The organism is Alteromonas sp. ABV4_515 (assembly GCF_056160345.1).
Map to the genome: position 1 here is coordinate 231,615 of NZ_JBSWWZ010000007.1, position 22,470 is coordinate 254,084.

Here is a 22,470-nt window from a genome sequence, read left to right on the forward strand (position 1 = left end):
ATGGCCAAGGCGGTACTGAGTGACGAAAACCAGCAGCTTATCGGTGAATTCATCGAAATGCTCTGGTTGGAAAAAGGGCTCAGCGAACATACCCAACAGAGTTACCGGACCGATCTCACTAAATTGGCGCTGTACTGTCAGTCAGAAGAAAAAACTAATGATATTAGCCTGTTGATGATGGAATCGGTGCAGTCGTATTTGCTGCATCGCCGCGATATGGGGTTATCTGCCCGCAGTACCCAGCGTGCCATGTCAGCCATGCGGGCTTTTTATATTTATCTGATTGGTAAACACGTGCGCACCGACAATCCGGTAACGCAGATCCCCAACCCTAAATTACCGAAAAAATTGCCAGCGTCGTTAAGCGAACAACAGGTTGACGACCTGCTTAATGCGCCTAATCCAGCCGAGCCGGTAGAGTGCCGCGATAAGTGCATGTTGGAAGTGTTGTATGCCACTGGCTTGCGGGTGTCTGAACTGATTGGTCTTCGTCTTGATCAGGTAAGTTTGCAGCAGGGCGTGGTGCGGGTAACCGGTAAAGGCAACAAAGAAAGACTGGTGCCATTAGGGGAAGATGCCATTGATTGGATTGAAACCTACATGAAAACGGCCCGGCCGGAACTGCTGAAACATCAAACCGATGTGCTTTTTGTTAGTTTACGTGGCGTGCAGATGACCCGCCAAACATTCTGGCACCGGATAAAACACTATGCCCAGGTGGCGGGTATCGATCAGCATTTGTCGCCACATACATTGCGCCATGCGTTCGCCACCCACTTGCTAAACCACGGCGCCGATTTACGTGTAGTACAAATGTTGTTAGGCCATAGTGATTTATCCACCACCCAAATTTATACCCATGTGGCAACCGAACGATTACAGAATTTAATTCACACCCACCATCCTCGGGGGTAATGCGGTGAATGTCGTAGGTATTCTTTCAGATGCCTTTCCGGCGTTTAACTTTATGCTAATATTGCGCTAACTAAGCATAATAGTCAGTTTCAGATGGGCCAGGTAGCCTGTTCAGCAAGGAGTTTTCATGAGATTTAGCCATCACGCAGTGATGCTCGCCCTTGGTATTGTATTATCAAGTGGTTGCTCGGCAGATGCCGAAACCAAGCAAGCCGGTGAAACACAAACCGCCACACCAGTGAATGAAACAGCAGAGCAGGCCGTTTACGATACCGTAACGGGCGTGGTGGGTGTTGAACCCGATGCAATTGCCAATTCACAAATCGACGGTTTATTACAGGTAACCGCAGCTAATCAGGTGTTTTATGTCACTGAAAAAGGTGACTACATCATGTTTGGTCACCTGTTCGATGTGAATGCCGGCATGAAAGACGTGACAGAAGTGGCGCTGGGTCAAGTGCGTCTGGACGTGATTGCGCCATTCGCTGATCAAGGCATCGAATTCAAAGCTGAAAACGAAAAGCACGTGATGACCGTGTTTACCGATTACTCCTGCGGGTATTGCCAGAAACTGCATCGTGAAGTCGAGGAGCTTAACGACGCCGGTATCACCGTGCGTTACCTGGCATGGCCTCGTCAGGGGCTAAATACGCCAAATTACGACAATATGGTTGCCATTTGGTGCTCTGACGATCCGCAGCAAGCGTTGAACCGCGCAAAATCGATTTCGAATCCTACGTTCCCTAAAGCCGATTGTGATAACACAGTGGCAGAGCAGTTTGTTGCTGGACGCCAGTTAGGTATTCGTGGCACGCCAGCGATTATTTTTGATGACGGTACCATGTTACCGGGCTATAAACCTGCCGCAGAGCTTATTGCTCAGTTTGCCCGTTCAGAGTAAGTCATGTCGTTACCCATCGTTAGACGCCAGCTTTGCTCGGCGTCGCGTTTAAGTACTGAGTTACACCCTGTGCTCGACAGGGTGTATCGCGGTCGGGCGGTTGAAACGGTTGATGAGCTCGACAACGCCCTAAAACAACTTTCCCACTTTAATCTGCTAAAAGGCATCGACAATGCCACGCACTGCCTTATCAATGCCATTCGCCAACAAAAGCGGGTTACCATTATTGGTGACTTCGACGCCGATGGCGCTACCTCTACGGCCGTGTGTATGCTGGCGCTAAAACAGCTTGGCCTGCAATCGGTGAATTATCTGGTACCGAACCGCTTTGATTTTGGCTACGGCCTCAGTGAGCAAATTGTGGAAGTGGCTTACCAGCAGGGCACTGATATTCTGCTTACGGTAGATAACGGCATTGCTTGCTTAGCTGGGGTGACAAAGGCGAAGTCTTTAGGGCTTGAAGTGATAGTGACCGATCACCATCTCCCCGGAAATACACTGCCTGATGCTGACGCCATTGTGAATCCTAACCAGCCTGGATGTCACTTCCCATCGAAGAACCTGGCCGGTGTAGGTGTCGCGTTTTACCTTATGCTGTCTTTGCGATCTGCAATGCAAAAAGCCGGTATGTTCAATGAAATACCCGCGCCGAATCTAGCCAACTTGCTGGATATCGTGGCGGTGGGCACGGTGGCCGATGTAGTGGCGCTAGATAAAAACAACCGCGTATTGGTGTATCAAGGCTTGCAGCGCATTCGCAGTGGGCATTGTCGTCCGGGCATAAAAGCCCTGTTCGAAGTGGCGAACCGCAATAAACCATTGGGTTACCTCACTTCCACAGATTTAGGCTTTGTGATTGGCCCCCGTTTAAATGCGGCAGGGCGGCTGGATGACATGGCACTGGGTATAGAATGTCTGTTATGTGACGACGCAATTCAGGCCCGTCATATGGCGGCAGAGCTAGATAGACTTAACCTGCAGCGGCGCGCCATCGAAACAGAAATGAAAGAAGAAGCGGAAGCCGCGCTGGAATCAATTTCGTTAGGCGACGCCTTGCCGCCAGCGTTGGTGATGTATCAGCCTCATTTTCATCAGGGCGTTATCGGTATCGTGGCTGGCCGGCTTAAAGAAAAGCACCATCGGCCTGTTATTGTGTTTGCCATGCAAGATGAAACCACACTGAAAGGTTCAGCCCGTTCCATTCCTGGTCTGCATATTCGCGATATTCTTGATGAAGTGAATACCGGCTGGCCCGGTGTGATTGATAAATTTGGTGGCCACGCCATGGCGGCAGGACTCAGTTTACCCGCCGATGCCTTGCCTGCGTTTGAAAAAGCGCTGCAAACGGTGGTATTACGACACCTTGAGAATATTGACTGCGAAAAACAAATTTTGTCTGATGGCGAACTGGCCGCTGATGAAATGGATCTCACCCTTGCACACGCATTGCGTCAGGCTGGGCCATTTGGTCAGGGTTTCGATGCGCCTAAGTTCGACGGTGTGCTGGATATTGTTGATCAGCGCATGGTAGGCGAGAACAAGAACCACCTCAAAGTGGTGTTCCGCAAAGACAATGGCGAGGAAATCGACGGCATCGCTTTTGGCGTAGACACCAATGTTTGGCCGAACGCCGGTATTCTGCGTGCTGAAGTGGTGTATCAGTTAGACATTAATACGTTCCGCGGGCGCGAATCTGTGCAGCTATTGGTTGAGGAGATCGCGCCCCGTGACTGACGGCAAGGCCCTTACCGACAAACATCGCGACCTCACCCACAGCGAAAATCTGCGGGTGATCTCCCATGTTCAACGGGAAGAGGGTGATTGGGTGCGACACACTCTAATGATTGAAGGCGTAGACGTGCCGTTTATTTTCCGTCGTAAGCAGCAATATCAGTCGTTAAAAGGGGCGCGGGTAAACCTTACCTATTACCGGCAGAGTGAAGAGGTCGCCGGCATTGAATTTGAAACCATGAAAGTGGTGCGGATCAAGCGGAGCTAACCGGTATGTCGCAGTCGGAATGGCTGGATGCTTACGTGCTTCACCGTCGTCCCTATCGGGAAACCTCTTATATTGTGGATTTTTTTACCTTACCACAAGGTAAAGTGAGCGCCGTGGCGAAAGGCGTACGTAGCAGCAAAAACGACCGCAAAAGCCTGCTCCAGCCCTTTCGCAAAGTGCGTGTTCAGCTTTCAGGCAAAACCGATTTAAAAAATCTACGCACCATCGAAGGCGACGGCCCTGTGCCCATGCTTTCCGGAAACAGCCTGTTTTGCGCCATGTACCTCAATGAAATTCTTAACCGCGTGATGCCCGCTGGTCTCGCTAGTGATACCGTGTACTTGCAATATCAGCATGCGCTCAATGCCATTGATGAACAGCCCGATATTGAAAAAATCCTCCGCGAATTTGAGTTCGCCTTACTTGAAGAAATGGGCATGTTGGCAGACTGGTTTTCAGACGGTATCAGCGGCGAGCCAGTGGAAGAGAGTGGCTGGTATTTGTACTCGCCGGAACAAGGCTTTGTCACCTGCCATCAACGTGATCACAAATACCGCTTACCGGGTGCAGCGTTACTGGCATTGGGCAATGGGGAATGGAACGATGTGTCGCGCCGGGCTGCGAAACTTATTAATCGTCAGGCGCTCCATGTCTTGCTTGGCGGCAAACCGCTAAAAAGCCGGGAATTGTTTCGCAGTTAAACACCATTGTGAAATGATTTTCAGCAACCACTTAGCGAGTTTTTTGCTACAATCTTCGCACTTCCTGGCTATCACGCTATTTCAGTTCAGAGGCACAATAATTCATGAAAGACATCCTGTTAGGCGTTAATATCGATCATATCGCTACGCTTCGTAACGCCCGTGGCACCAGTTACCCCGACCCGGTGCATGCAGCCGACATCGCCGAGCGTGCCGGTGCCGATGGTATTACCGTGCACTTGCGTGAAGACCGTCGTCACATTAAAGACAGAGATGTGGAAATTCTTGCCCGCACTATTAATACCCGCCTGAATCTTGAAATGGCCGTGACCGATGAGATGCTGGACATTGCGCTTAACACGCAACCCGCGTTTTGCTGTTTGGTTCCTGAAAAGCGTGAAGAACTCACCACGGAAGGCGGCTTAGATGTGGCTGGCAATTTTGATGCGGTGAAACATGCCTGCGATGTACTCGGCAATGCCGGTATTGAGGTGTCACTGTTCATCGATGCCGACGAAAAGCAAATTGATGCCGCGGTAGAATGTGGTGCGCCGTACATCGAAATTCACACCGGCCAATATGCCGAAGCCAAAAACGAACGGGAACAGGAAGTGGAACTCGACAGGCTACGAAAAGGCATAGCCTACGCCGCGAAGAAGGGCTTGAAAGTCAATGCGGGTCACGGCTTGCACTATCACAATGTGAAGCCCATTGCGGCAATTCCTGAACTGATTGAGCTGAACATTGGGCACGCCATTATTGCCCGCGCAGCGTTTGATGGTCTGGCCAAAGCCGTTGCCGATATGCGTGCACTCATGATTGAAGCCCGCGCTGGGAGTGCTAAGTAAGTCATGGCCATTGTGGGAATGGGCACCGATATCGTTGAGATAGCCCGTATTGAGGAAGCGTTATCCCGATCGTCGCGGTTAGCACCTCGCGTGCTTACGCCAACGGAAATGACGCTGTTCGAAAGCAGCTGTGAGCCGGTGCGTTATCTTGCCAAGCGGTTTGCAGCGAAAGAAGCGGCTGTTAAAGCGTTAGGAACGGGGATCGGCCGTGGTATCGGCTGGCATCATATTGAAGTGTCTAACGATGAACTTGGCGCTCCTAAACTTTCTTTTTCAGATGCCTTCGCACAGCGCTGCGAGGCACTTGGCGTGACTCACAGCCACATTTCCATTTCTGACGAACAACATTACGCCACCGCAACGGTGATCCTTGAATGCCTGCGACCCGCGGGCAAAGAGGGTTAAGCATGGTCAGTATTTATAAACCGGCTAAAAAACCGAAGAAGCAGCCCAGCGCAAAAACCGTAACCATTGAGTCTATGGACATGAATGGACAGGGCTTTTGTGGGCAGAGCGCGTCTAAACAGGGAAGTCCGGTACTCTTTGTTGATGGCGCGCTTCCCGGCGAAACCGTAGAAGTGGCAGTAACCCAGAGCCAGAAGCGCTTTAGTCGTGGTCGCGTGCGCAAGGTGCTGCAAGCCAGCGCTGAACGTCGTGAGCCGTTTTGTCCACTCATCAACACCTGTGGCGGCTGCCAGCTTCAACATGTCGATGCTGATGCGGCCCTTAATTTGCGGCAGCAAGCCATGGACAGTTATTGGCAGAAGCAGCTTAACGTGGCCGATATTCCCTGGCAGCCTGCGATTACCGGCGAACGCCGTGGCTATCGACGCAAAGCGCGTCTGGCCGTAGACGCCCGCAACGATGATAAATTTATCATGGGGTTTCGTCAGGAACAGGGCAAAAACATCGTTAATGTAGACCATTGCCCGGTGCTCAGAAACGATTTGTCTGCGCTGATAACCCCGCTAAAAAGTGTATTCGCAGGACTACCTGGTCGTCGCCACATTGGTCACGTCACCCTCACTGGTGGCGATAATGTGAACGCGGTGTCGGTGCGTATGGTTAAACCGGCTAATTCCGCCTTCAAACATGCGCTGACCGAGTTTGCTAAGCAAAACCAGATTAATGTCAGTATTGATGGCCCTGATCAACACCAACGTTTATATGAAGTGGCACCCTTAGTCTGTCACACTGAAGATGGACTGGTGCTGACACCGTCTGATGACGATTTCATTCAAGTTAACGGTGAAGTGAATCGTAAAATGGTGGCGCAGGCCATGCAGTGGTTGAACCCGCAGGTAGGAGAACGCATTGCCGACTGGTTCAGCGGACTGGGCAATTTTTCTCTTTCGCTAGCAACGCGCGGCGCCCAGGTGCAGGCCGTGGAAGGCGTGGCCGAAATGGTGCAACGGGCGAGAGAAAATGCGTCAAAGCAGGGCGTGAACAATATAGATTGGCTACATCTGGATCTGTCTGACGAAAAAGCCGTACAAACTGCGTTGGCAGCCGGATTCGACAAAGTGCTTATCGATCCTTCACGTGAGGGGGCTTATGCTGTTTGCGAAGCGTTAAGCCAATCTGGCATCAAATCAATTTTGTATGTTTCTTGCAATCCGAGTACGCTGACAAGAGATGTGCAGTGCCTTCTGTCTGCCGGATACGCCATCGAGCAAGTGGGGCTCATAGAAATGTTCCCGTATACGCGGCATCTGGAAGTCATGATGTTACTAACGGATAACCAATAAGAAGTGAAAGCGAGTTGATGTGTTATGGTATCAACACGGAAAGTACACGAGCCGGACAGACCGTCCTTTGAAGCCTGGCTGGACAGCCTGTCGCTAAGTGACACAACCAAAGAAAAGCTGAAAGCAGTTTCGCACATGCCTGATCGCCTGCTGGTGGGTCAGGAAATGGTGGAAATTCTCCATCAACTGAATATGGACGACGCAACCTTGCAGGCTGCGCTGGTGTATCCTTATTGCGAAATGCATCACCTCTCCGACGCCGACGTGTTAAGCGAATTCGGCGAAGAGATCAGTGACCTCATCAACGGTGTTCGCCGTATGGACGCCATTAAAACGCTGCACAGTCGCCGTCGCAGCGAATCTTCTCTTTCGATGCCCGACGAACAGCATATCGACAGCATTCGTCGTATGTTGCTGGCCATGGTGGAAGATGTTCGTGCTGTGGTCATCAAAATGGCAGAGCGGATTTGCGCCCTGCAACAAGTGAAAAAAGCCGACGAAGAAACCCGGGTGCTGGTAGCCAAAGAATGCGCCACCATTTATGCACCGCTGGCGAACCGTTTAGGTATTGGTCAGTTGAAATGGGAACTGGAAGATCTCGCTTTTCGCTATTTGCATCCAAAAACCTATAAAGATATTGCAAGTCAGCTAGACGGCAAGCGTAAAGAGCGCGCCAGCTACATCGAAAATATCGTTACCGATTTACAGGATCTGGTCGACCGGGAGCACATTAAAGCCGAGGTTTACGGCCGTCCTAAGCATATCTACAGCATCTGGAAGAAGATGCAGAAAAAGCATCTTACCTTCGAGCAGCTTTTCGATATCCGCGCCGTGCGCATTATCGCCGAGCGACTTCAAGACTGCTACGCAGCGCTGGGTACGGTGCATGCTAACTACAAGCACATACCGAAAGAATTCGACGATTACATCGCCACGCCGAAACCCAATGGTTATCAGTCTATTCATACGGTCATTGTGGGGCCCGCCGGCAAGCCGGTAGAAATTCAAATTCGCACCCAACAAATGCACCAGGATGCAGAGTTAGGTGTGGCGGCACACTGGAAGTACAAAGAAGGCTCCACCGGTAAAGCGTCGGGGTACGACGAGCGTATCAACTGGTTACGCCGCATTCTGGCGTGGCAGGAAGAAGTGGCGGAAAGCGGTGATTTGGTGGAAGAACTGCGCAGCCAAGTCTTCGACGATCGCGTTTATGTATTCACGCCAAAAGGCGATGTGGTGGACTTACCTCAAGGTGCTACGCCGCTGGACTTCGCGTACTACATTCACAGTAACGTAGGGCACCGTTGTATTGGTGCCAAAGTAAATGGCCGCATCGTGCCATTTACGTATCAATTGCAAAGCGGCGACCAGGTCGAGATCCATACTGGCAAAGAGCCGAATCCAAGTCGCGACTGGATGCACCCAGGCCTGGGTTATGTGCATTCTTCCCGTGCCCGAGCCACCATTCATTCGTTTTTCAAAAAGCAGGATAAAGAGAAGAACCTCCAGGCCGGTAAAGAGATGCTGGAGCGCGAACTTGCCCGTGCGCATCTGCCGGTGAAAGTGCCTGTTGAGGCCTGTGAGAAGTACAACCTGAATCATATTGATGATCTCTTTGCCGCTATCGGTGTGGGCGACATTCGTGTGATGACGGTAGTGAATCACATTCAGAGTCTGCTTGAACCGCCTGCACCTGTGCAGGAGGAAGAAATCAGTCCGAAGGTGAAAACCCGTCGTAACGCCGGTGCCAAGGGTAAGCAAGATACCATTGTGATTGAAGGTGTTGGTCACCTCATGAGCCAGTTGGCGAATTGCTGTAAGCCGGTACCTGGCGAACGTATTATGGGGTATATCACTATTGGTCGGGGCGTGAGCGTTCACAAAGAAAACTGTGATCAGTTGCAGCATTTGCTTGAGCAACATCCTGAGCGACAAATTGAAGTGAGCTGGTCGTCCGATCTTAATGTGGGCTTTGAAACCGATATTGATATCTTCTGTAGCGACAGAACCGGTTTGCTGCGTGATATCACCACGGTATTGGCCAACGAGAGTGTGGCGTTGTTAGGCGTAAACAGCTTAAGTGACAAGTCCCGTCAGACAGCGCTGATTACGATATCTGTGGAAGTCTCCGACAATCAGGTATTGGCCAAGGTAATAGCCCGTTTGCAGCAGCTAAAAGGTGTGGTAGATGTCAAACGAAAAGCCCGTTAGTCCTTCGGCGTCGTTCTTTTCCGCGCTGGACAGCGAGCCGACATCTCCGCTTGAGTATGCTTGTTCGCTGCAACAAGCTTGCGCCAGCGTTGGCTTCGACTGGCCCGAAATGCCACCGGTGCTGGATAAAGTCAGAGAGGAAATTGACGAAATCCAGCAAGAACTGGATTGCGAGCCGGTGAATCCAGCTCGTTTGCATGATGAAATCGGCGATGCCTTTTTTGCTTTGGTTAATTTAGCCCGCCATGCGGGCATTTCGCCCGATGACGCCGTGGCAGCCGCCAGTAATAAATTTCGCCAACGTTTTGAATTGGTCGCAGCTTTGGCCGAGGCCGATAAAGGCAGCATTGGCGATTACTCCCTGGAAGAACTCGAAGCATTCTGGGGGCAAGCTAAAGTTTCGCTACAGACAAACCCTCAATCTCGCTGATCAACGCCTCGGGGTGCGAAATCCAGTTCGCATGCTTTAACTGGTAAGAAAGTACGTTAGACGCTAACCGGTGCACGCGCCGCTTTTTATCCCGCGCCATTGCCCAACCTTGTTTGTGATGAGGGTAGCGATTAAATATTTCGACTAACTCGCCGCTTAAAAGCAAACGCTTAAGACCTTCCTGTAATCGCTCCTGCAATTCTGGCTTGTTCGGATTCACAAAAAAGTACTCATAGCTGGGGTAAACCAGCAAATGATTCTGCTCAATGGTTAGCTTTGGGTTCTCGTGGTAGGAGAGGTCGCGGAATACTTCGACAACGTTTCGGGGGAAGTAGTCAACAATGTCTTCTTCCAATAAGCGATACATCGACGAAAACCACGAACTCCAGGATATGCCCTGCACAGCAAATTCGTTGTGCTTTAGAATTTGGGTATCAGGCCAAAATGTCCCTTGTACCGACGACATGGTTTTAAGTCTTGCCAGGCTAAGCTGAGCAGGGAAATCTTTTTGGCGGTTATCATGAATAACAAATACCCGGTGTCCGCCAAGGCCTTGCAGTAAAGGAAAACGCACTGGCAGCAATTGCGATTCAAGTTCATCGGTGGCGACGCACCACATAATGTCGCTTTCACCGGCCTTTAGGGTTTGTATTTCCCGGTTTTGCGGTAAGGGAACAGGGAAGGGGGTGAGTGTAACGGCACCATAATCGTTTTCCGTCACCCGAATGGCCGCATGCAATACTTCAATGTGGTAGCGCCCGTATTCCGGGTCTGAAAAGGCCTGGGTATAAAGGTACTCTTCGGCCAACGCGGATTGCCCTGTAAACAGCAGCAACATGGTGAGATACATTCTGACTGAAAGGCTCATTTTACGTTTCATCGCATTTATTCTTCGTATTCTTTGCATAATAACGTTTGCGCAACATCCTCAACTAAATGTAGAACACAAATTAGATAAATCCAATATTTCTGAAAAAAACCTATTAATTTGCCTGCAGGGGTTCGCTTTTTGCCCAAAACCTGTATAATTCGCGCCCTGCCCAGTTACACCCACCTTTGGGAAGGTGGAAGAATCAATGGGCTCGAAGGGGTCCGGTCATTGATTTTAATTAGATTTCCGGGGGTTCCGGTAATCTGTAACGAAGAATTTTTCGGGTGATTTTAGAAATGAAAACTTTTGTTGCTAAGCCAGAAACGGTACAACGTGACTGGTACGTGGTAGATGCCACTGACAAAACTCTTGGTCGTCTTGCGACTGAAATTGCACGCCGTCTGCGTGGTAAACATAAAGCTGAGTACACTCCTCACGTTGATACTGGCGATTACATCGTTGTTATCAATGCAGAGAAAGTGACTGTAACCGGTAATAAAGCGAAGGGCAAAATGTACTACGCGCACACTGGTTACCCAGGTGGTCTGAAAGAGACAAACTTTGAAAAACTGATCGCTCACAAGCCAGAAATGGTTATCGAGAAAGCAGTTAAAGGAATGTTGCCAAAAGGTCCTCTGGGCCGTGAAATGTTCCGTAAAATGAAAGTTTATGCTGGTGCAGAGCACAAGCATGCCGCTCAGCAACCACAAGTTTTGGACATCTAAGGAGCATTTGACATGGCAGATACTCAATATTACGGCACAGGCCGCCGCAAAAGTTCTACTGCTCGTGTGTTCCTGCGTCCAGGTACAGGCAGCATCGTAGTTAACAAACGTGCTCTTGACACATACTTCGGTCGTGAGACTGAGTGTATGGTTGTTCGTCAACCACTTGAGCTGGTAGAAATGACTGAAAAGTTTGACGTATACATCACTGTTAAAGGTGGTGGTTCTAACGGTCAAGCTGGTGCAATCCGTCACGGTCTGACTCGTGCTCTGATGGAGTATGATGAAGCACTGCGTCCTGCACTGCGTAAAGCTGGCTTCGTTACTCGTGACGCTCGTCGCGTTGAACGTAAGAAAGTTGGTCTGCATAAAGCACGTAAAAAGCCACAGTTCTCCAAGCGTTAATTCGTTTATTACTGTTGCAAAAAACCCGGTCATGTACCGGGTTTTTTTTATTCTCAACATCCCCGTATTAAATTCCCTTCAAAAAACAATCTTATCCCGGCAGTAGTCTATACTGAAACTCGAATCGCAAGATGAGAATAGCCACACAATGGGTGTTGAAATTAAAAGGGAGCTCTGCGTGTATTTTGTACAGCGGCATGTTAGCTTAACATTGTGTTAAAAACTGACCGTCGGCAAAAATTAAGCAAAAGACCGTTTTTTTCTCAGGACTTTGATTGAGCGCAGGTTATCGTTTTTTAATCAAAGATAAAACCTTGTAAGAATAAGGGCTTTTCACTTATCATCTTCGGTCGAAATTATAATAATGCATCGTGAAACTCGACGCTAACCCGCGTCAGCAGATGAAATCAAGACAGGCCGTCAGGTATTGTTCGTAATGATATTGTAAAAATAATGCGACAAGCCTGAGAGAATCCGAATCTGGAGAATTGTGGATGAGTAACGTATCAGTAGATGCAAAAGACTCTGCACTCAACGCACCTCAGCAAGACAATACACGTCGCCGTTTTTTAACGGTCGCTACGTCGGTTGTTGGCGCAGTGGGCGTTGCGGGTGCGGCAGTGCCTTTTGTTACTTCCTGGAATCCGAGTGCGAAAGCCAAGGCGGCTGGTGCTGATGTTGAAGTTGATATCAGTGCTATCGAACCGGGTCAGCTAATCCGGGTGATGTGGCGTAGCAAACCGGTCTGGATTGTGCGTCGAACACCTGAAGTATTGGAAGAGCTGGCGACACACGAAGATCAACTTCGCGATCCCAATTCAGAAGCAGAACAACAACCTGCTTTTGCCCAGAACCGCTATCGTTCTATGAAAGACGAATATCTGATTTTGGTGGGGATCTGTACTCACCTGGGTTGTTCTCCGCAATATCAAAAAGACGGTGCATTCGAAGAAGCGGTTGAAGGCGTACCTAACGGTTTCTTTTGCCCGTGTCACGGTTCCAAGTTCGATATGGCCGGCCGCGTGTTTCAGGGGGTGCCTGCACCACTGAACCTGGTAGTGCCACCTTACCAGTATGTTAACGACACCACCGTTATCATTGGTTCCGAAGCGGAGGCAGTATAATCATGAATGCATTTCTGAATTGGATAGAGCAAAGAATCCCGATGATGCGGGTGGCGAATATGCACGCCATTCAGTATCCGGCTCCGCGAAACATGAACTTCTGGTATGTGTTCGGTTTCCTCGCCACCATTGTGTTGGTGAATCAGATTGTTACCGGCATTTGGCTAACCATGAACTTCAACCCAACCTCGGAAGGCGCGTTCTTCTCTGTTGAATACATCATGCGTGAAGTCGACTTCGGTTGGATTATTCGCTACATGCACAGTACCGGCGCATCGGCGTTCTTTATTGTGGTGTATGCACACATGTTCCGCGGCATGATTTATGGTTCTTACCAGAAACCCCGTGAATTACTGTGGGTGTTCGGTATGTTTATTTACCTGGCGCTTATGGCTGAAGCCTTTATGGGCTACGTGCTGCCTTGGGGCCAGATGTCATACTGGGGTGCACAGGTTATTGTATCCTTGTTCGGTGCCATTCCGGTTATCGGCCCTGATTTGGTAATTTGGATTCAAGGTGACTACGTTATCTCAGGTGCAACCCTTAATCGCTTCTTTGCTTTGCACGTTATCGCACTGCCGCTTGTCATTGTTATTCTGGTATTCCTTCATATTATTGCGCTGCACGAAGTGGGTTCTAACAACCCAGACGGCGTGGCCATTAAGCATAAAAAAGGCTCACTGCCAGAAAGTGAAAAAACCAAATATCAAATTCACGAATACTACACCAGCAAGTACGACATTGCTGACGACGTAGTGCCATTCTTCCCGCACATCGTGCTGAAAGACCTTGTGGCCTTCTCGGTATTCCTGTTTGTGTTCTGTTACATCATGTTCTTCGCGCCGGAAATGGGCGGTAAGTTCCTGGAGCATCCAAACTTTGAGATTGCGAATCCGCTGAAAACCCCGGAACACATCTTCCCGGTTTGGTACTTCACGCCTTTCTACGCCATCTTGAAAGCGGTGCCTAACAAACTGATGGGTGTATTGGCCATGTTCGGTGCTATCGCCGTACTGTTCGCACTGCCATGGGTAGACCGTGGTCGGGTGAAATCATGGCGTTATCGTTGCGGTTTGCACAAAGTCAATCTGCTGGTATTTGCTGTTGTGTTTGTATTCCTGGGTTACCTGGGCGGCACACCACAGGAAAACTGGAAGATCATCGCCTCTCAGGTTGCGACTGTGCTGTACTTTGGTTTCTTCGTCGCACTGTTCTTATACAGTAAAAACGAAAACACTAAACCTGTACCTGCGAGGATCCCGAAATGAGAAAAATAATGTTGTTACTGGCATTCCTCGTACCGGGAATGGCGATGGCTGCCGGTGGAAATGTACATCTTGATAAAGCGCCAGTCGATCTTACCGATAAAGCTTCAATGCAGCGCGGTGCCAAAATTTTCATGAACTACTGTTTGGGCTGTCACTCGATGCAGTATCAGCGCTATCAGCGAACGTTCACGGATTTAGGCATTCCTGACGAAATCGGCCAGGAAAACCTACAGTTCACCGGCGAGAAGGTAACCGACTATATTACCCGCTCTATGCCAGAAGAGTCGGCGGCCACTTGGTTTGGTGCTGCGCCACCAGATTTAACCCTGGTAAACCGTGTTCGCGGCTCCGATTGGATTTACACCTATTTGCGTAGCTTCTACGTGGATGAGTCCCGTCCTTTCGGTGTAAACAATCTGGTATTTAAAGACGTAGGCATGCCCCATGTGCTGCAACCGTTGCAAGGCACACCACGCCTGGCGCATGAAGAAGTCATGATCGATGGCGAGCAAAAAGAGCAGTATGCGGGGATTAAAACCGATGGCGATGGGGCATTAACGCCAGAAGAGTACGACCGAGCAATTGCCGATTTAGTTAACTTCCTCGCCTACAGCGGCGAACCCTTCCGTTTGCAGTCTGAAAGCATCGGAAAATGGGTATTGGCCTTCATTGTGGTGTTATTCATCTTTGTTTATCTACTGAAGAAAGAATACTGGAAGGAAGTGCACTAATTTGAGTTAATTTGTGTATAATACGCAAGGGGGCATTCCGCCCCCTTTTTTAGTAATTGTTTTTGGTTGGTTTTTGACCATAAACGGTAATATCTCTCGACGGAGGAAAATGAATGGCCGTAGCCGCGAATAAGCGTTCAATTATGACGTTGTTCTCAGATACCATCGACATATACAGCCACCAGGTGCGTATTGTGTTGGCGGAAAAAGGTGTAGGTGTTGAAATTAGCTACACTGATCCGACTAACCTGCCTGAAGATTTGATCGATCTGAACCCCTACGGTACGGTACCAACCCTCGTCGATAGAGAGTTAGTTCTATACAAATCTCACATCATCATGGAATACCTAGACGAGCGTTTCCCGCATCCGCCGTTAATGCCGGTTTATCCAGTATCCCGTGGTCAAAGCCGTCTGATGATGCACCGTATCGAGCAAGACTGGTATTCACTGGCAGGTCGTATCTTCCGTAACGAAGGCGACGTAGAAGCTGCGCGCAACGAATTGCGTGAAGCATTGCTGTCTTTGGGTCCTATCTTTGCTGAAATGCCCTTCTTCATGAGCGAAGAGTTCAGCCTGGTAGATTGCTACCTGGCGCCGCTGTTATGGCGTTTACCAGCGCTGGGTATCACTTTGACTGGCAACGGTAGCAAAGACGTAAATGCTTACATGAACCGCATTTTCTCACGCAGTTCATTTAAAGCATCGCTGACCGATCAGGAACGTGAAATTCACAATCCATTATGAGTAAAATGACATCCAATCAGCCGTACCTGTTACGTGCTTTTTACGAATGGATTGTTGATAACGACCTTACGCCCTACATTGTTGTTGATGCAACACTACAGGGCGTAGAGGTACCTCAGGAATTCGTCAAAGACGGACAGATCGTACTGAACGTATCACCTTCCGCCTGCGTGAATTTCACGATGGATCTCGATGCATTGTCGTTTCAGGCTCGCTTCGGCGGTCAGCCTCGCCAGATTTATCTGCCTTGCTATGCCGTACTGGCTGTTTATGCCAGAGAAAACGGTGCAGGTACCGTTTTTGCGGTAGAGGAAGACATGCAATTGCCAGAAACCAGCGGTAAAGACGAAACCGACACGCTGACAGCACCGTCTGCCGATGTGTCTGACGGTGATTCAGAAAATGCACCGGTACCGCCTAAGAAAGGCAAACCCAATCTAAAAGTAATTAAATGAAAAATCCGGCTTCTGCCGGATTTTTTATTTCTGTGTCGTGATCAGAACGCCGCCATATTGTGATGGTTCTGTGAGAATACGGCGATAATTCTTCCCCATCATGCAATCTCACCATTGAAGAAAACGGAGAGTATTGCAATGAAAGCCCCCTCACTACAAAACACCCTGCTCGTTACTGGATTGTTCACCGCCTCTTTTGCACAAGCTGCAGAACTAGAGATAACCGTTGAAAACCTGACCCGTGGCATTGCCTTTACGCCCATTTTAATTGCCGCACACGATATGGAGAGTCATTTATTCGTTACCGGAGAAATGGCAAGTACCGAACTTCAGGCCATGGCGGAGGGGGGCGATATTTCTGGTTTAGAAATGGTAGCAACCTCGGTAGCGGCTGATGTGGCTACCAATCCGGCAGGTGGACTGCTAATGCCAGCCATGTCCACAACCACCATGTTATCGACAGAACAAATGAATACCCAGCTAAGCCTGGTGGCGATGTTGCTGCCCACAAATGACGGTTTCGTGGGATTGGATAGCTGGACCATTCCGGAAACACCGGGTACTTACAGCGTTTACCTGAATGCTTACGACGCTGGAACAGAAGCTAATGATGAGGTTCGTGGGAGTGGGGTACCTGGTGAAGCGGGTATGCCGGTTCCACCGCCTCTTGAAAGCATGATTGGCATGAACGGAACCGGTGTCACCGCGAGCATTACCAATGACACGGTACACATTCATCCTGGCAATATCGGTGATGCAGAAATAGACGGTGGCACCAGCGACATTCAGAACACGGTGCATCGTTGGTTAAACCCTGTCGCAAAAGTGACCGTTGTGGTTTCTGAATAGGAGGGGGAAAGCATGACTATTCGATTATTGAGAATGAGTGCCGCTACGGCATTATTGATCATGCTGGCTGCATGTTCTGATGATAACGATGACAGTGTCACTGAGGTGCCAGAAGAACCGGAGATGCGTACTTTTGAGGTGAGCGTGTTCAACCTTTCGGCCAATCAGCCCTTGTCTCCCATCGCGGTAATTGCCAGCGATGGCGGCATGTTATGGCACACCGGCGAGGCCGCTTCTGACGGGCTTGAAGCACTGGCAGAGGGCGGTGACAACACTTTGCTTATAGATGCTGATTCCACGCTGGGGGCAACAAGTGGTGATGCGCCCCTAGGTGCAGGTGAAAGCGAGATGCTCACACTTTCTCTTGAAGCCGGAAGCGAGACAAGCATTAGCGTCGCGAGCATGCTGGTAAACACTAACGATGCGTTTTCTGGGATCACCGGTGTCGACCTTACCAACTGGGCGGTAGGAGAAACGAAGACATATTTACCTGCAGTTTATGATGCTGGCACCGAGGAGAACACCGAAATGGCAGGCACAATTCCAGGCCCTGCTGATGGTGGCGAAGGCGTCAGCGAAGGGCGGGAAGCACTCGACGCGGTAACGATGCACAGTGGCGTGGTTACCGCAGATGATGGCCTGCCTGACTCTGTGCTGGACGGTTCTCATCGATTTGCGAACCCGGTTATGAAAATAATCATTAGTCGGGTGGAATAAACTGCATTTCCTTCCGGTCTGTCTAATTACTTAAAAAAAATTAAGCAATTAGGTAACAGGCCGGAGGGAAGATGATTCTGTTATATCAGCATGATCAGGCGCAATTGCGACATATTCGGCGCAATATACAGCAGATTGGACAGCAATGTCAGAGCTTCGACTCGGTGGAAACTTTGTCGGCGGCGTGTTTACATCACCAAATCGCGATTATCGATTTAGAAATACCGGGGCAATGCTGCTTCGATGTTTGCCAGCAGTTACGAAGCCAAAACCCGAAAATGTCTTTGATTGCTGTCACTACTGCAACCAGTGAAACCGACCATATATTGGCTCTGGAGCTAGGTGCCGATGATGTTATTACGCTACCGTGTCACGACAGGGCTTTTCAGGCCCGGGTGAAAGTACAATTACGTCGAACCACGCCGGTATCTCATTCCTCTAAATCTGTTTCTTCCGTTGTCGAATGCCCTTCTTCCCACCAGAACAATGACGTACTGCAATGTGGCCTGTTACAGCTGAATATAAAAAGTCACGCTACTTTTATAGGCGGTGAGCCGTTGGCACTCACAGCCACGGAGTTCGCTTTGTTAAACCACTTCATGACACATCCAAATCAGGTATTTACCCGCAATCAGTTACTTAATGCCGTGTGGGGGCATCAATTGGAGTGCTATGAACATACCGTGGTTTCTCATATTAATCGGCTTAGAGCGAAGTTGTCTTGTGATAAACAGGTGGCGGCCATGGTTGAAACGGTGAGGGGCGTGGGTTACCGGCTAACATCGCCGGTAACCGAAGCGGCGCAACAGCGCAGCCGATTTGCGGTGGCTGCTAGCGCTTAAGTAAGCAGCAGGGTTGCGGTGCCAAGGAAAGCGAAGATACCCACTACATCGGTGATGGTGGTTAAAATTACGCTGCCGGCGAGGGCTGGGTCGATCTTCAGGCGTTTCATGATCATGGGCAAGGTAGCGCCAGAAAGGGCTGCTGCTATCAGGTTCACCATCATGGCGAAGGCGATAACCACACCCAGCATAAGATCTTGTTTCCATAAGCCGATTACCGACGCAATTAACACCGACCATATCACGCCATTCAGAAAGCCGATGGCCAGCTCTTTACTTACCAGCCAGCGGGCGTTGCTGCCATTAACATGACCCAGTGCCATACCGCGAATAACCAGCGTTAGGGTTTGGTTACCGGCGACACCACCCATGCTGGGTACAATGGTGTTCAAAATTGCCAGCACAGCCATTTCACTGAGGGTATCTTCGAACAAATCGCTCACCGCCGCGGCCATCAACGCGGTAACCAGGTTTACCGCCAGCCACACAGAACGACGTTGGGTACTTTGCCAGACGGGAGCGAAGGTATCTTCTTCGTCATCAAGACCGGCCATACTCATCATGGAGTGTTCCGCGTCTTCCCGAATAATATCGACCACGTCATCAATGGTGATTCGCCCTACTAGACGCTGTTTATCGTCGATTACCGGAGCAGACAGCCAGTTGTAGCGCTCAAATAGGCTAGCGACTTCATCGTCGGGCATGTTCACCGGAATGGCTTCAGGGTCGTCGTCCATCACTTCGGACACGGTATCGTCAGGGTCGGCAGTAAGTAATCGGGCAACCGGCACCAAACCAACCAGGTTATCGGTACGGTTCACCACATAAAAGGTATCGGTGTTTTCAGGCAAGTCGCCTTTCAAGCGCAAGTAGCGCAACACCACATCCACGGTCACATCAGGACGCAAGGTAATGGTGTCGGTATTCATGATGAAACCGGCGGTTTCTTCTCCGTAGGACATGGCCTGTTCAGCCCGCACTCTGTCTTGCGCGTCCATGGATTCAAGAATACCTTGCAGTACCTCTTCTGGCAGGGAGCTTAGGGTTTCTGCCAGGTCATCGGTGTCCATCTCTTCAAGCGCATCAACCACTTTTTCCGGCACCATCTTGCTGATAATGCCGTTACGAACGTCTTCAGACAGTTCTTCTAAAATGTCGCCGTGGAAATCACCGTCGATGAGCTCCCACAGTTCATCACGGGTTTTAGTTGGGCTGGATTCAAGGATTAACGCTACATCACTGGCTGGCAGCTCGTGAAGCATCTTGCGCACCGACACGAAACGGCCGTCGGTCAACGCTGCATTAAGCGCCCTTAACTGGCTTTGTGGTGATTTGCTTTCGAGTGCTTCTGCCACGGAAATCCTTTGAGAAACAAACAGGGAGATTGGCGCTTAGCATACCGCAGCCCGCTTATGCTGTCATCGTATCAGAGTATGATAAAACCATATAAATACAGAATAAACGGCCGGTTGGATGTTATTTAAACAGCGTGAGGCTGTGTAGCGAAATCACTATTGTTGTTGTGATTGGACGGTCTCGTCTCTGCGCATGTTTTCAAATAGTGAGGGCTCCCATGGGCGCATTGCCAGCAGCAGTCCCACATGCTGTCGCTCAGCGATAGGCAGTGTGGAATCGGCATCGTTTAACTCAGCAGCCTCGCGGGATAGTTGCTGTAATCGCTTTTCTAATATCCGGATGGATTCTTGCGAATAGCGACCACGCAGATAAAGTCGAAACAGCCAGGGCTCACCACGCTTCGGGGCCATGAATTTCACCATGACCTCTTTCTCCATAAACTGTTCTAGTGGTCCTCCTGGGATCCATCGGAAGTCCTGCCCAATACGCAGGCGATATCGATTGCCGGGCAGTAACTCAATGAGTCTGAGTTTGTCTAGCTTGGCCAGCAGTCGTATACATTCCAGCGCTTCAATATCGTAATGAGCAATAATGTCTTCGTACAGCCAGCCATCACGCACCAGCACGGCAGCTAGCAGTAATTTGGGATTGGCTAGCAACTCCATTTCCTGTTCGGCTGAAAGCTGTGACAGTCTGGGTTGTTGGCGCTCGGCAACTTGAAAAAGCTCGGTGAGGGTCATGTCCATGGCATTACATATTTGCGCCAGTCGCTCCAGAGTAAATGACTCTTGGGCAAAACACCGTTTAACGCTGGCTTCACTCAAAGTCAGTTTGTCGGCCAAGGTTCGATAGGTCATTCCGCGTTCTTTCAAGCACCGTTTAAGGGTGCTCACTATCTGCTTAATTTGCTGCATGGTATTAGAATTCGATACTTGTGGTGTCAAAATAGTCTACATCAATTGTTGTGGTTTATTAATCTACATCTTACGGCTAGTGTAGATTCATCAACTAACCGGAGAGACAACATGAAACATGGATTGATTGCTGCAGTAATCTTTATCGCCTTTAGCACTAACGTGATGGCAGATGATTCTGTAGATCATAGTGGGCAAGCCAGTAAACACAGTGTGCTGGCGAGTGCCGGTAGTGCTGGTACTGTCGCTTCTGTTGCCAGTGCAGTTGCTGTGGCACCCGTGGTGTTGAGTGTCGGTGCGGTAGTTTCAGTTCACGAATCAGCACAAAGCGCACACCGCTCAATGGAAGCTAAACCCGTTAAACTGGAAATTACTCACAAAGTGATTACCGCTGACCCTGCCCCCGCTGTTGTTGTGAACCAGACTGTCATTAATAAGGTGGAAGACTAATGAAGCGCCTTATTACTCTCGCCGCTTTAGCGGCTTTCGCTTTCACGCAGCCGGTGTTTGCCGGCAGCCAGGAAGAATCGCCACGAAAGTTTGCGGCAGAAGACATAGTTCATTTCGCGAAACAAACCGAGCAATACCTGGCTGATCACGGCGCTTACGTCGCCATTATTGCACGGGTGGGGCGGAATCCTGACTCACTGCCGCAGGGGATCGCGTTTACGCACACCGCCATCGCCGTCTATTCCGACATTACCATGGACGATGGAAGCGTGGAGAAGGGCTATGCTATCCACAATCTGTATCAACTGGCGGATAAACCCGGTACCAGTATGCTGAAAACCGATTATCCAGTGGATTTCTTCTGGGGAGCCAGTGAGCTGAAAGCGGGTATCGTGATTCCTACACTAGCCATGCAGGAAAAGCTGCTTGAAGTGTTCGCCAGCGGCGATGACAAAAAACTGCACGAACCACGCTACTCGGTAGTGGCGAACCCGTTTACTGAAGGTCGACAGAACTGTACCGAGTACACGCTGGACATCGTCAATGCGGCGATTTACGGCACCACGGATATGGCTCGTCTTAAAGTGAACACTCGCGCCTGGTATGAGGCGCAGCCAGTGAAAGTCAGTAAAGCCAAACTTCGTCTTGGCAGCATTTTCAGCAGCGGCGTGTCGCTGAGCGATCACGATGGCGATGTGGAAACGGCAACCTTCACCACAATTAATCGTTATCTTCAGCAAAACCAGCTGGTGCAGGATCAGACGATTCTTTACGCCAACAACACTATTCAGGAGTAATGACTATGTCAGTACAAAAACCTTCAAAAGCATTTTACTTGGCCTCTGTGGTTGCTTTGATCACCGGTGTTGCCGCTTATATCATTGGCCTGCTCAATGCAGACATGCTACTGAATGAAAAAGGGTACTACTTCGCCGTATTCCTGTTCGGACTGTTTTCGGCAGTGTCGGTACAGAAAACAGTAAGGGATAAAATGGAAGGGATCCAGACTACCCGGATTTATCTGATAATTTGCTGGGCAGGACTGGCCAGCGCAATAGCTTTTTTAGTTATAGGGTTGGTAAATGCTAACTTACTGCTAAGTGAGAAAGGGTTCTACGGCATGGCATTTGTGCTAAGTTTGTTTGCCGCAATCACTGTACAAAAGAATGTTCGTGATAATCAGCAAGCAGATGACCAACTGACAGAATCCAAAGCTCTCCTTACAACTGAACCTTCCGTACCCGAATCACTTTAAACACCGAGT

Annotated in this window: 26 protein-coding genes; 23 read left to right on the top strand and 3 right to left on the bottom strand. The window is 49.7% G+C overall.

Going from position 1 to position 22,470, the window contains the following annotated elements; genetic code table 11:
• The 10 genes from xerD to ACXAGX_RS17425 all read left to right on the top strand — a co-directional run bounded on the left by xerD (position 1) and on the right by ACXAGX_RS17425 (position 9,753).
• Positions 1–915, top strand: coding sequence for a site-specific tyrosine recombinase XerD (gene xerD, locus ACXAGX_RS17380; RefSeq protein WP_474839849.1), 915 nt, complete (start codon positions 1–3; stop codon positions 913–915).
• A 127-nt stretch (positions 916–1,042) separates the two neighbouring features.
• A complete protein-coding gene (locus ACXAGX_RS17385; protein ID WP_474823210.1) occupies positions 1,043–1,816 on the top strand; it encodes a DsbC family protein in 774 nt (257 codons plus the stop codon).
• A gap of 3 nt (positions 1,817–1,819) precedes the next feature.
• Positions 1,820–3,550 carry a single-stranded-DNA-specific exonuclease RecJ gene (gene recJ, locus ACXAGX_RS17390; protein ID WP_474839851.1) on the top strand — a complete coding sequence of 577 codons (1,731 nt, stop codon included), beginning with the start codon at positions 1,820–1,822 and terminating at the stop codon, positions 3,548–3,550.
• Positions 3,543–3,815, top strand: coding sequence for a hypothetical protein (locus ACXAGX_RS17395; RefSeq protein WP_070123883.1), 273 nt, complete (start codon positions 3,543–3,545; stop codon positions 3,813–3,815). Before recJ ends, ACXAGX_RS17395 begins: the two co-directional genes overlap by 8 nt.
• 5 nt (positions 3,816–3,820) lie before the next feature.
• Positions 3,821–4,516 (top strand): DNA repair protein RecO, encoded by a 696-nt coding sequence (gene recO / locus ACXAGX_RS17400; RefSeq protein WP_474823220.1) that lies wholly within the window; start codon positions 3,821–3,823, stop codon positions 4,514–4,516.
• A gap of 104 nt (positions 4,517–4,620) precedes the next feature.
• Complete coding sequence (gene pdxJ / locus ACXAGX_RS17405) at positions 4,621–5,364, top strand: pyridoxine 5'-phosphate synthase (protein WP_474839853.1); 744 nt, start codon at positions 4,621–4,623, stop codon at positions 5,362–5,364.
• 3 nt (positions 5,365–5,367) lie between these two features.
• Complete coding sequence (acpS, locus tag ACXAGX_RS17410; RefSeq protein WP_474839855.1) at positions 5,368–5,769, top strand: holo-ACP synthase; 402 nt, start codon at positions 5,368–5,370, stop codon at positions 5,767–5,769.
• The gene (gene rlmD / locus ACXAGX_RS17415; RefSeq protein WP_474839857.1) at positions 5,739–7,112 is read left to right on the top strand and encodes a 23S rRNA (uracil(1939)-C(5))-methyltransferase RlmD; all 1,374 of its coding nucleotides are present in this window, start codon (positions 5,739–5,741) and stop codon (positions 7,110–7,112) included. The genes acpS and rlmD overlap by 31 nt, the downstream gene beginning before the upstream one ends.
• Positions 7,113–7,136: 24 nt before the next feature.
• The gene (relA, locus tag ACXAGX_RS17420; RefSeq protein ID WP_474839859.1) at positions 7,137–9,323 is read left to right on the top strand and encodes a GTP diphosphokinase; all 2,187 of its coding nucleotides are present in this window, start codon (positions 7,137–7,139) and stop codon (positions 9,321–9,323) included.
• Positions 9,301–9,753 carry a MazG nucleotide pyrophosphohydrolase domain-containing protein gene (locus ACXAGX_RS17425; protein WP_474839861.1) on the top strand — a complete coding sequence of 151 codons (453 nt, stop codon included), beginning with the start codon at positions 9,301–9,303 and terminating at the stop codon, positions 9,751–9,753. The genes relA and ACXAGX_RS17425 overlap by 23 nt, the downstream gene beginning before the upstream one ends.
• On the opposite strand, the gene ACXAGX_RS17430 is transcribed toward ACXAGX_RS17425, so the two are convergent.
• Complete coding sequence (locus ACXAGX_RS17430) at positions 9,716–10,633, bottom strand: type 2 periplasmic-binding domain-containing protein (protein ID WP_474823242.1); 918 nt, start codon at positions 10,631–10,633, stop codon at positions 9,716–9,718. The genes ACXAGX_RS17425 and ACXAGX_RS17430 overlap by 38 nt on opposite strands.
• Before the next feature lie 287 nt (positions 10,634–10,920).
• Here ACXAGX_RS17430 and rplM point away from each other — a divergent pair, with 287 nt between their 5' ends.
• The 10 genes from rplM to ACXAGX_RS17480 all read left to right on the top strand — a co-directional run bounded on the left by rplM (position 10,921) and on the right by ACXAGX_RS17480 (position 18,486).
• On the top strand, positions 10,921–11,349 hold the full coding sequence (gene rplM, locus ACXAGX_RS17435; RefSeq protein WP_070123948.1) for a 50S ribosomal protein L13: 429 nt from the start codon (positions 10,921–10,923) through the stop codon (positions 11,347–11,349).
• A gap of 12 nt (positions 11,350–11,361) precedes the next feature.
• Positions 11,362–11,754 (top strand): 30S ribosomal protein S9, encoded by a 393-nt coding sequence (gene rpsI, locus ACXAGX_RS17440; protein WP_070123891.1) that lies wholly within the window; start codon positions 11,362–11,364, stop codon positions 11,752–11,754.
• Between the two features lie 494 nt (positions 11,755–12,248).
• Positions 12,249–12,878, top strand: coding sequence for a ubiquinol-cytochrome c reductase iron-sulfur subunit (gene petA / locus ACXAGX_RS17445; protein ID WP_474823250.1), 630 nt, complete (start codon positions 12,249–12,251; stop codon positions 12,876–12,878).
• Positions 12,879–12,880: 2 nt separating this feature from the next.
• Positions 12,881–14,146: a cytochrome b gene (locus ACXAGX_RS17450; protein WP_070123893.1), complete on the top strand. Its 1,266-nt coding sequence runs from the start codon at positions 12,881–12,883 to the stop codon at positions 14,144–14,146.
• A complete protein-coding gene (locus ACXAGX_RS17455) occupies positions 14,143–14,877 on the top strand; it encodes a cytochrome c1 (RefSeq protein WP_474839863.1) in 735 nt (244 codons plus the stop codon). The genes ACXAGX_RS17450 and ACXAGX_RS17455 overlap by 4 nt, the downstream gene beginning before the upstream one ends.
• Before the next feature lie 113 nt (positions 14,878–14,990).
• Entirely contained in the window at positions 14,991–15,623 is a 633-nt protein-coding gene (gene sspA / locus ACXAGX_RS17460) for a stringent starvation protein SspA (protein WP_474823259.1), read from the top strand.
• On the top strand, positions 15,620–16,078 hold the full coding sequence (locus tag ACXAGX_RS17465; RefSeq protein ID WP_170826560.1) for a ClpXP protease specificity-enhancing factor: 459 nt from the start codon (positions 15,620–15,622) through the stop codon (positions 16,076–16,078). The genes sspA and ACXAGX_RS17465 overlap by 4 nt, the downstream gene beginning before the upstream one ends.
• A 138-nt stretch (positions 16,079–16,216) precedes the next feature.
• A complete protein-coding gene (locus ACXAGX_RS17470; protein WP_474823266.1) occupies positions 16,217–16,927 on the top strand; it encodes a spondin domain-containing protein in 711 nt (236 codons plus the stop codon).
• A gap of 12 nt (positions 16,928–16,939) precedes the next feature.
• Complete coding sequence (locus ACXAGX_RS17475; protein ID WP_474839865.1) at positions 16,940–17,644, top strand: spondin domain-containing protein; 705 nt, start codon at positions 16,940–16,942, stop codon at positions 17,642–17,644.
• 71 nt (positions 17,645–17,715) lie between these two features.
• A complete protein-coding gene (locus tag ACXAGX_RS17480) occupies positions 17,716–18,486 on the top strand; it encodes a winged helix-turn-helix domain-containing protein (protein ID WP_474839867.1) in 771 nt (256 codons plus the stop codon).
• Here the strand turns inward: ACXAGX_RS17480 and mgtE are convergent.
• Both mgtE and ACXAGX_RS17490 read right to left on the bottom strand, forming a co-directional pair.
• Positions 18,483–19,841: a magnesium transporter gene (mgtE, locus tag ACXAGX_RS17485; protein ID WP_474823278.1), complete on the bottom strand. Its 1,359-nt coding sequence runs from the start codon at positions 19,839–19,841 to the stop codon at positions 18,483–18,485. The genes ACXAGX_RS17480 and mgtE overlap by 4 nt on opposite strands.
• Before the next feature lie 156 nt (positions 19,842–19,997).
• The gene (locus ACXAGX_RS17490; RefSeq protein WP_474840028.1) at positions 19,998–20,756 is read right to left on the bottom strand and encodes a helix-turn-helix domain-containing protein; all 759 of its coding nucleotides are present in this window, start codon (positions 20,754–20,756) and stop codon (positions 19,998–20,000) included.
• A 111-nt stretch (positions 20,757–20,867) separates the two neighbouring features.
• On the opposite strand from ACXAGX_RS17490, the gene ACXAGX_RS17495 reads away from it, so the two are divergent.
• From ACXAGX_RS17495 to yiaA, 3 genes are read left to right on the top strand one after another with little or no spacing between them, the layout of a single operon-like run.
• Positions 20,868–21,206 carry a hypothetical protein gene (locus tag ACXAGX_RS17495; protein ID WP_474839869.1) on the top strand — a complete coding sequence of 113 codons (339 nt, stop codon included), beginning with the start codon at positions 20,868–20,870 and terminating at the stop codon, positions 21,204–21,206.
• Positions 21,206–22,003 (top strand): DUF2145 domain-containing protein, encoded by a 798-nt coding sequence (locus tag ACXAGX_RS17500; RefSeq protein ID WP_474839871.1) that lies wholly within the window; start codon positions 21,206–21,208, stop codon positions 22,001–22,003. The genes ACXAGX_RS17495 and ACXAGX_RS17500 overlap by 1 nt, the downstream gene beginning before the upstream one ends.
• 5 nt (positions 22,004–22,008) lie before the next feature.
• Positions 22,009–22,461, top strand: a complete 453-nt coding sequence (yiaA, locus tag ACXAGX_RS17505) for an inner membrane protein YiaA (protein WP_474839873.1) — start codon at positions 22,009–22,011, stop codon at positions 22,459–22,461.
• Positions 22,462–22,470: the final 9 nt, after the last annotated feature.

What these genes read in the sequence shown, in the direction of transcription:
- rpsI (WP_070123891.1), top strand. Translation starts at nt 11,362, where the DNA reads ATGGCAGATACTCAATATTACGGCACAGGCCGCCGCAAAAGTTCTACT.
- ACXAGX_RS17425 (WP_474839861.1), top strand. Translation starts at nt 9,301, where the DNA reads ATGTCAAACGAAAAGCCCGTTAGTCCTTCGGCGTCGTTCTTTTCCGCG.
- petA (WP_474823250.1), top strand. Translation starts at nt 12,249, where the DNA reads ATGAGTAACGTATCAGTAGATGCAAAAGACTCTGCACTCAACGCACCT.
- ACXAGX_RS17455 (WP_474839863.1), top strand. Translation starts at nt 14,143, where the DNA reads ATGAGAAAAATAATGTTGTTACTGGCATTCCTCGTACCGGGAATGGCG.
- pdxJ (WP_474839853.1), top strand. Translation starts at nt 4,621, where the DNA reads ATGAAAGACATCCTGTTAGGCGTTAATATCGATCATATCGCTACGCTT.
- rlmD (WP_474839857.1), top strand. Translation starts at nt 5,739, where the DNA reads ATGCCTGCGACCCGCGGGCAAAGAGGGTTAAGCATGGTCAGTATTTAT.
- rplM (WP_070123948.1), top strand. Translation starts at nt 10,921, where the DNA reads ATGAAAACTTTTGTTGCTAAGCCAGAAACGGTACAACGTGACTGGTAC.
- ACXAGX_RS17475 (WP_474839865.1), top strand. Translation starts at nt 16,940, where the DNA reads ATGACTATTCGATTATTGAGAATGAGTGCCGCTACGGCATTATTGATC.
- ACXAGX_RS17450 (WP_070123893.1), top strand. Translation starts at nt 12,881, where the DNA reads ATGAATGCATTTCTGAATTGGATAGAGCAAAGAATCCCGATGATGCGG.
- ACXAGX_RS17385 (WP_474823210.1), top strand. Translation starts at nt 1,043, where the DNA reads ATGAGATTTAGCCATCACGCAGTGATGCTCGCCCTTGGTATTGTATTA.
- relA (WP_474839859.1), top strand. Translation starts at nt 7,137, where the DNA reads ATGGTATCAACACGGAAAGTACACGAGCCGGACAGACCGTCCTTTGAA.
- ACXAGX_RS17495 (WP_474839869.1), top strand. Translation starts at nt 20,868, where the DNA reads ATGAAACATGGATTGATTGCTGCAGTAATCTTTATCGCCTTTAGCACT.
- recJ (WP_474839851.1), top strand. Translation starts at nt 1,820, where the DNA reads ATGTCGTTACCCATCGTTAGACGCCAGCTTTGCTCGGCGTCGCGTTTA.
- ACXAGX_RS17500 (WP_474839871.1), top strand. Translation starts at nt 21,206, where the DNA reads ATGAAGCGCCTTATTACTCTCGCCGCTTTAGCGGCTTTCGCTTTCACG.
- sspA (WP_474823259.1), top strand. Translation starts at nt 14,991, where the DNA reads ATGGCCGTAGCCGCGAATAAGCGTTCAATTATGACGTTGTTCTCAGAT.
- yiaA (WP_474839873.1), top strand. Translation starts at nt 22,009, where the DNA reads ATGTCAGTACAAAAACCTTCAAAAGCATTTTACTTGGCCTCTGTGGTT.
- ACXAGX_RS17470 (WP_474823266.1), top strand. Translation starts at nt 16,217, where the DNA reads ATGAAAGCCCCCTCACTACAAAACACCCTGCTCGTTACTGGATTGTTC.
- ACXAGX_RS17430 (WP_474823242.1), bottom strand. Translation starts at nt 10,633, where the DNA reads ATGAAACGTAAAATGAGCCTTTCAGTCAGAATGTATCTCACCATGTTG.
- ACXAGX_RS17480 (WP_474839867.1), top strand. Translation starts at nt 17,716, where the DNA reads ATGATTCTGTTATATCAGCATGATCAGGCGCAATTGCGACATATTCGG.
- recO (WP_474823220.1), top strand. Translation starts at nt 3,821, where the DNA reads ATGTCGCAGTCGGAATGGCTGGATGCTTACGTGCTTCACCGTCGTCCC.
- ACXAGX_RS17465 (WP_170826560.1), top strand. Translation starts at nt 15,620, where the DNA reads ATGAGTAAAATGACATCCAATCAGCCGTACCTGTTACGTGCTTTTTAC.
- acpS (WP_474839855.1), top strand. Translation starts at nt 5,368, where the DNA reads ATGGCCATTGTGGGAATGGGCACCGATATCGTTGAGATAGCCCGTATT.
- ACXAGX_RS17490 (WP_474840028.1), bottom strand. Translation starts at nt 20,756, where the DNA reads ATGCAGCAAATTAAGCAGATAGTGAGCACCCTTAAACGGTGCTTGAAA.
- xerD (WP_474839849.1), top strand. Translation starts at nt 1, where the DNA reads ATGGCCAAGGCGGTACTGAGTGACGAAAACCAGCAGCTTATCGGTGAA.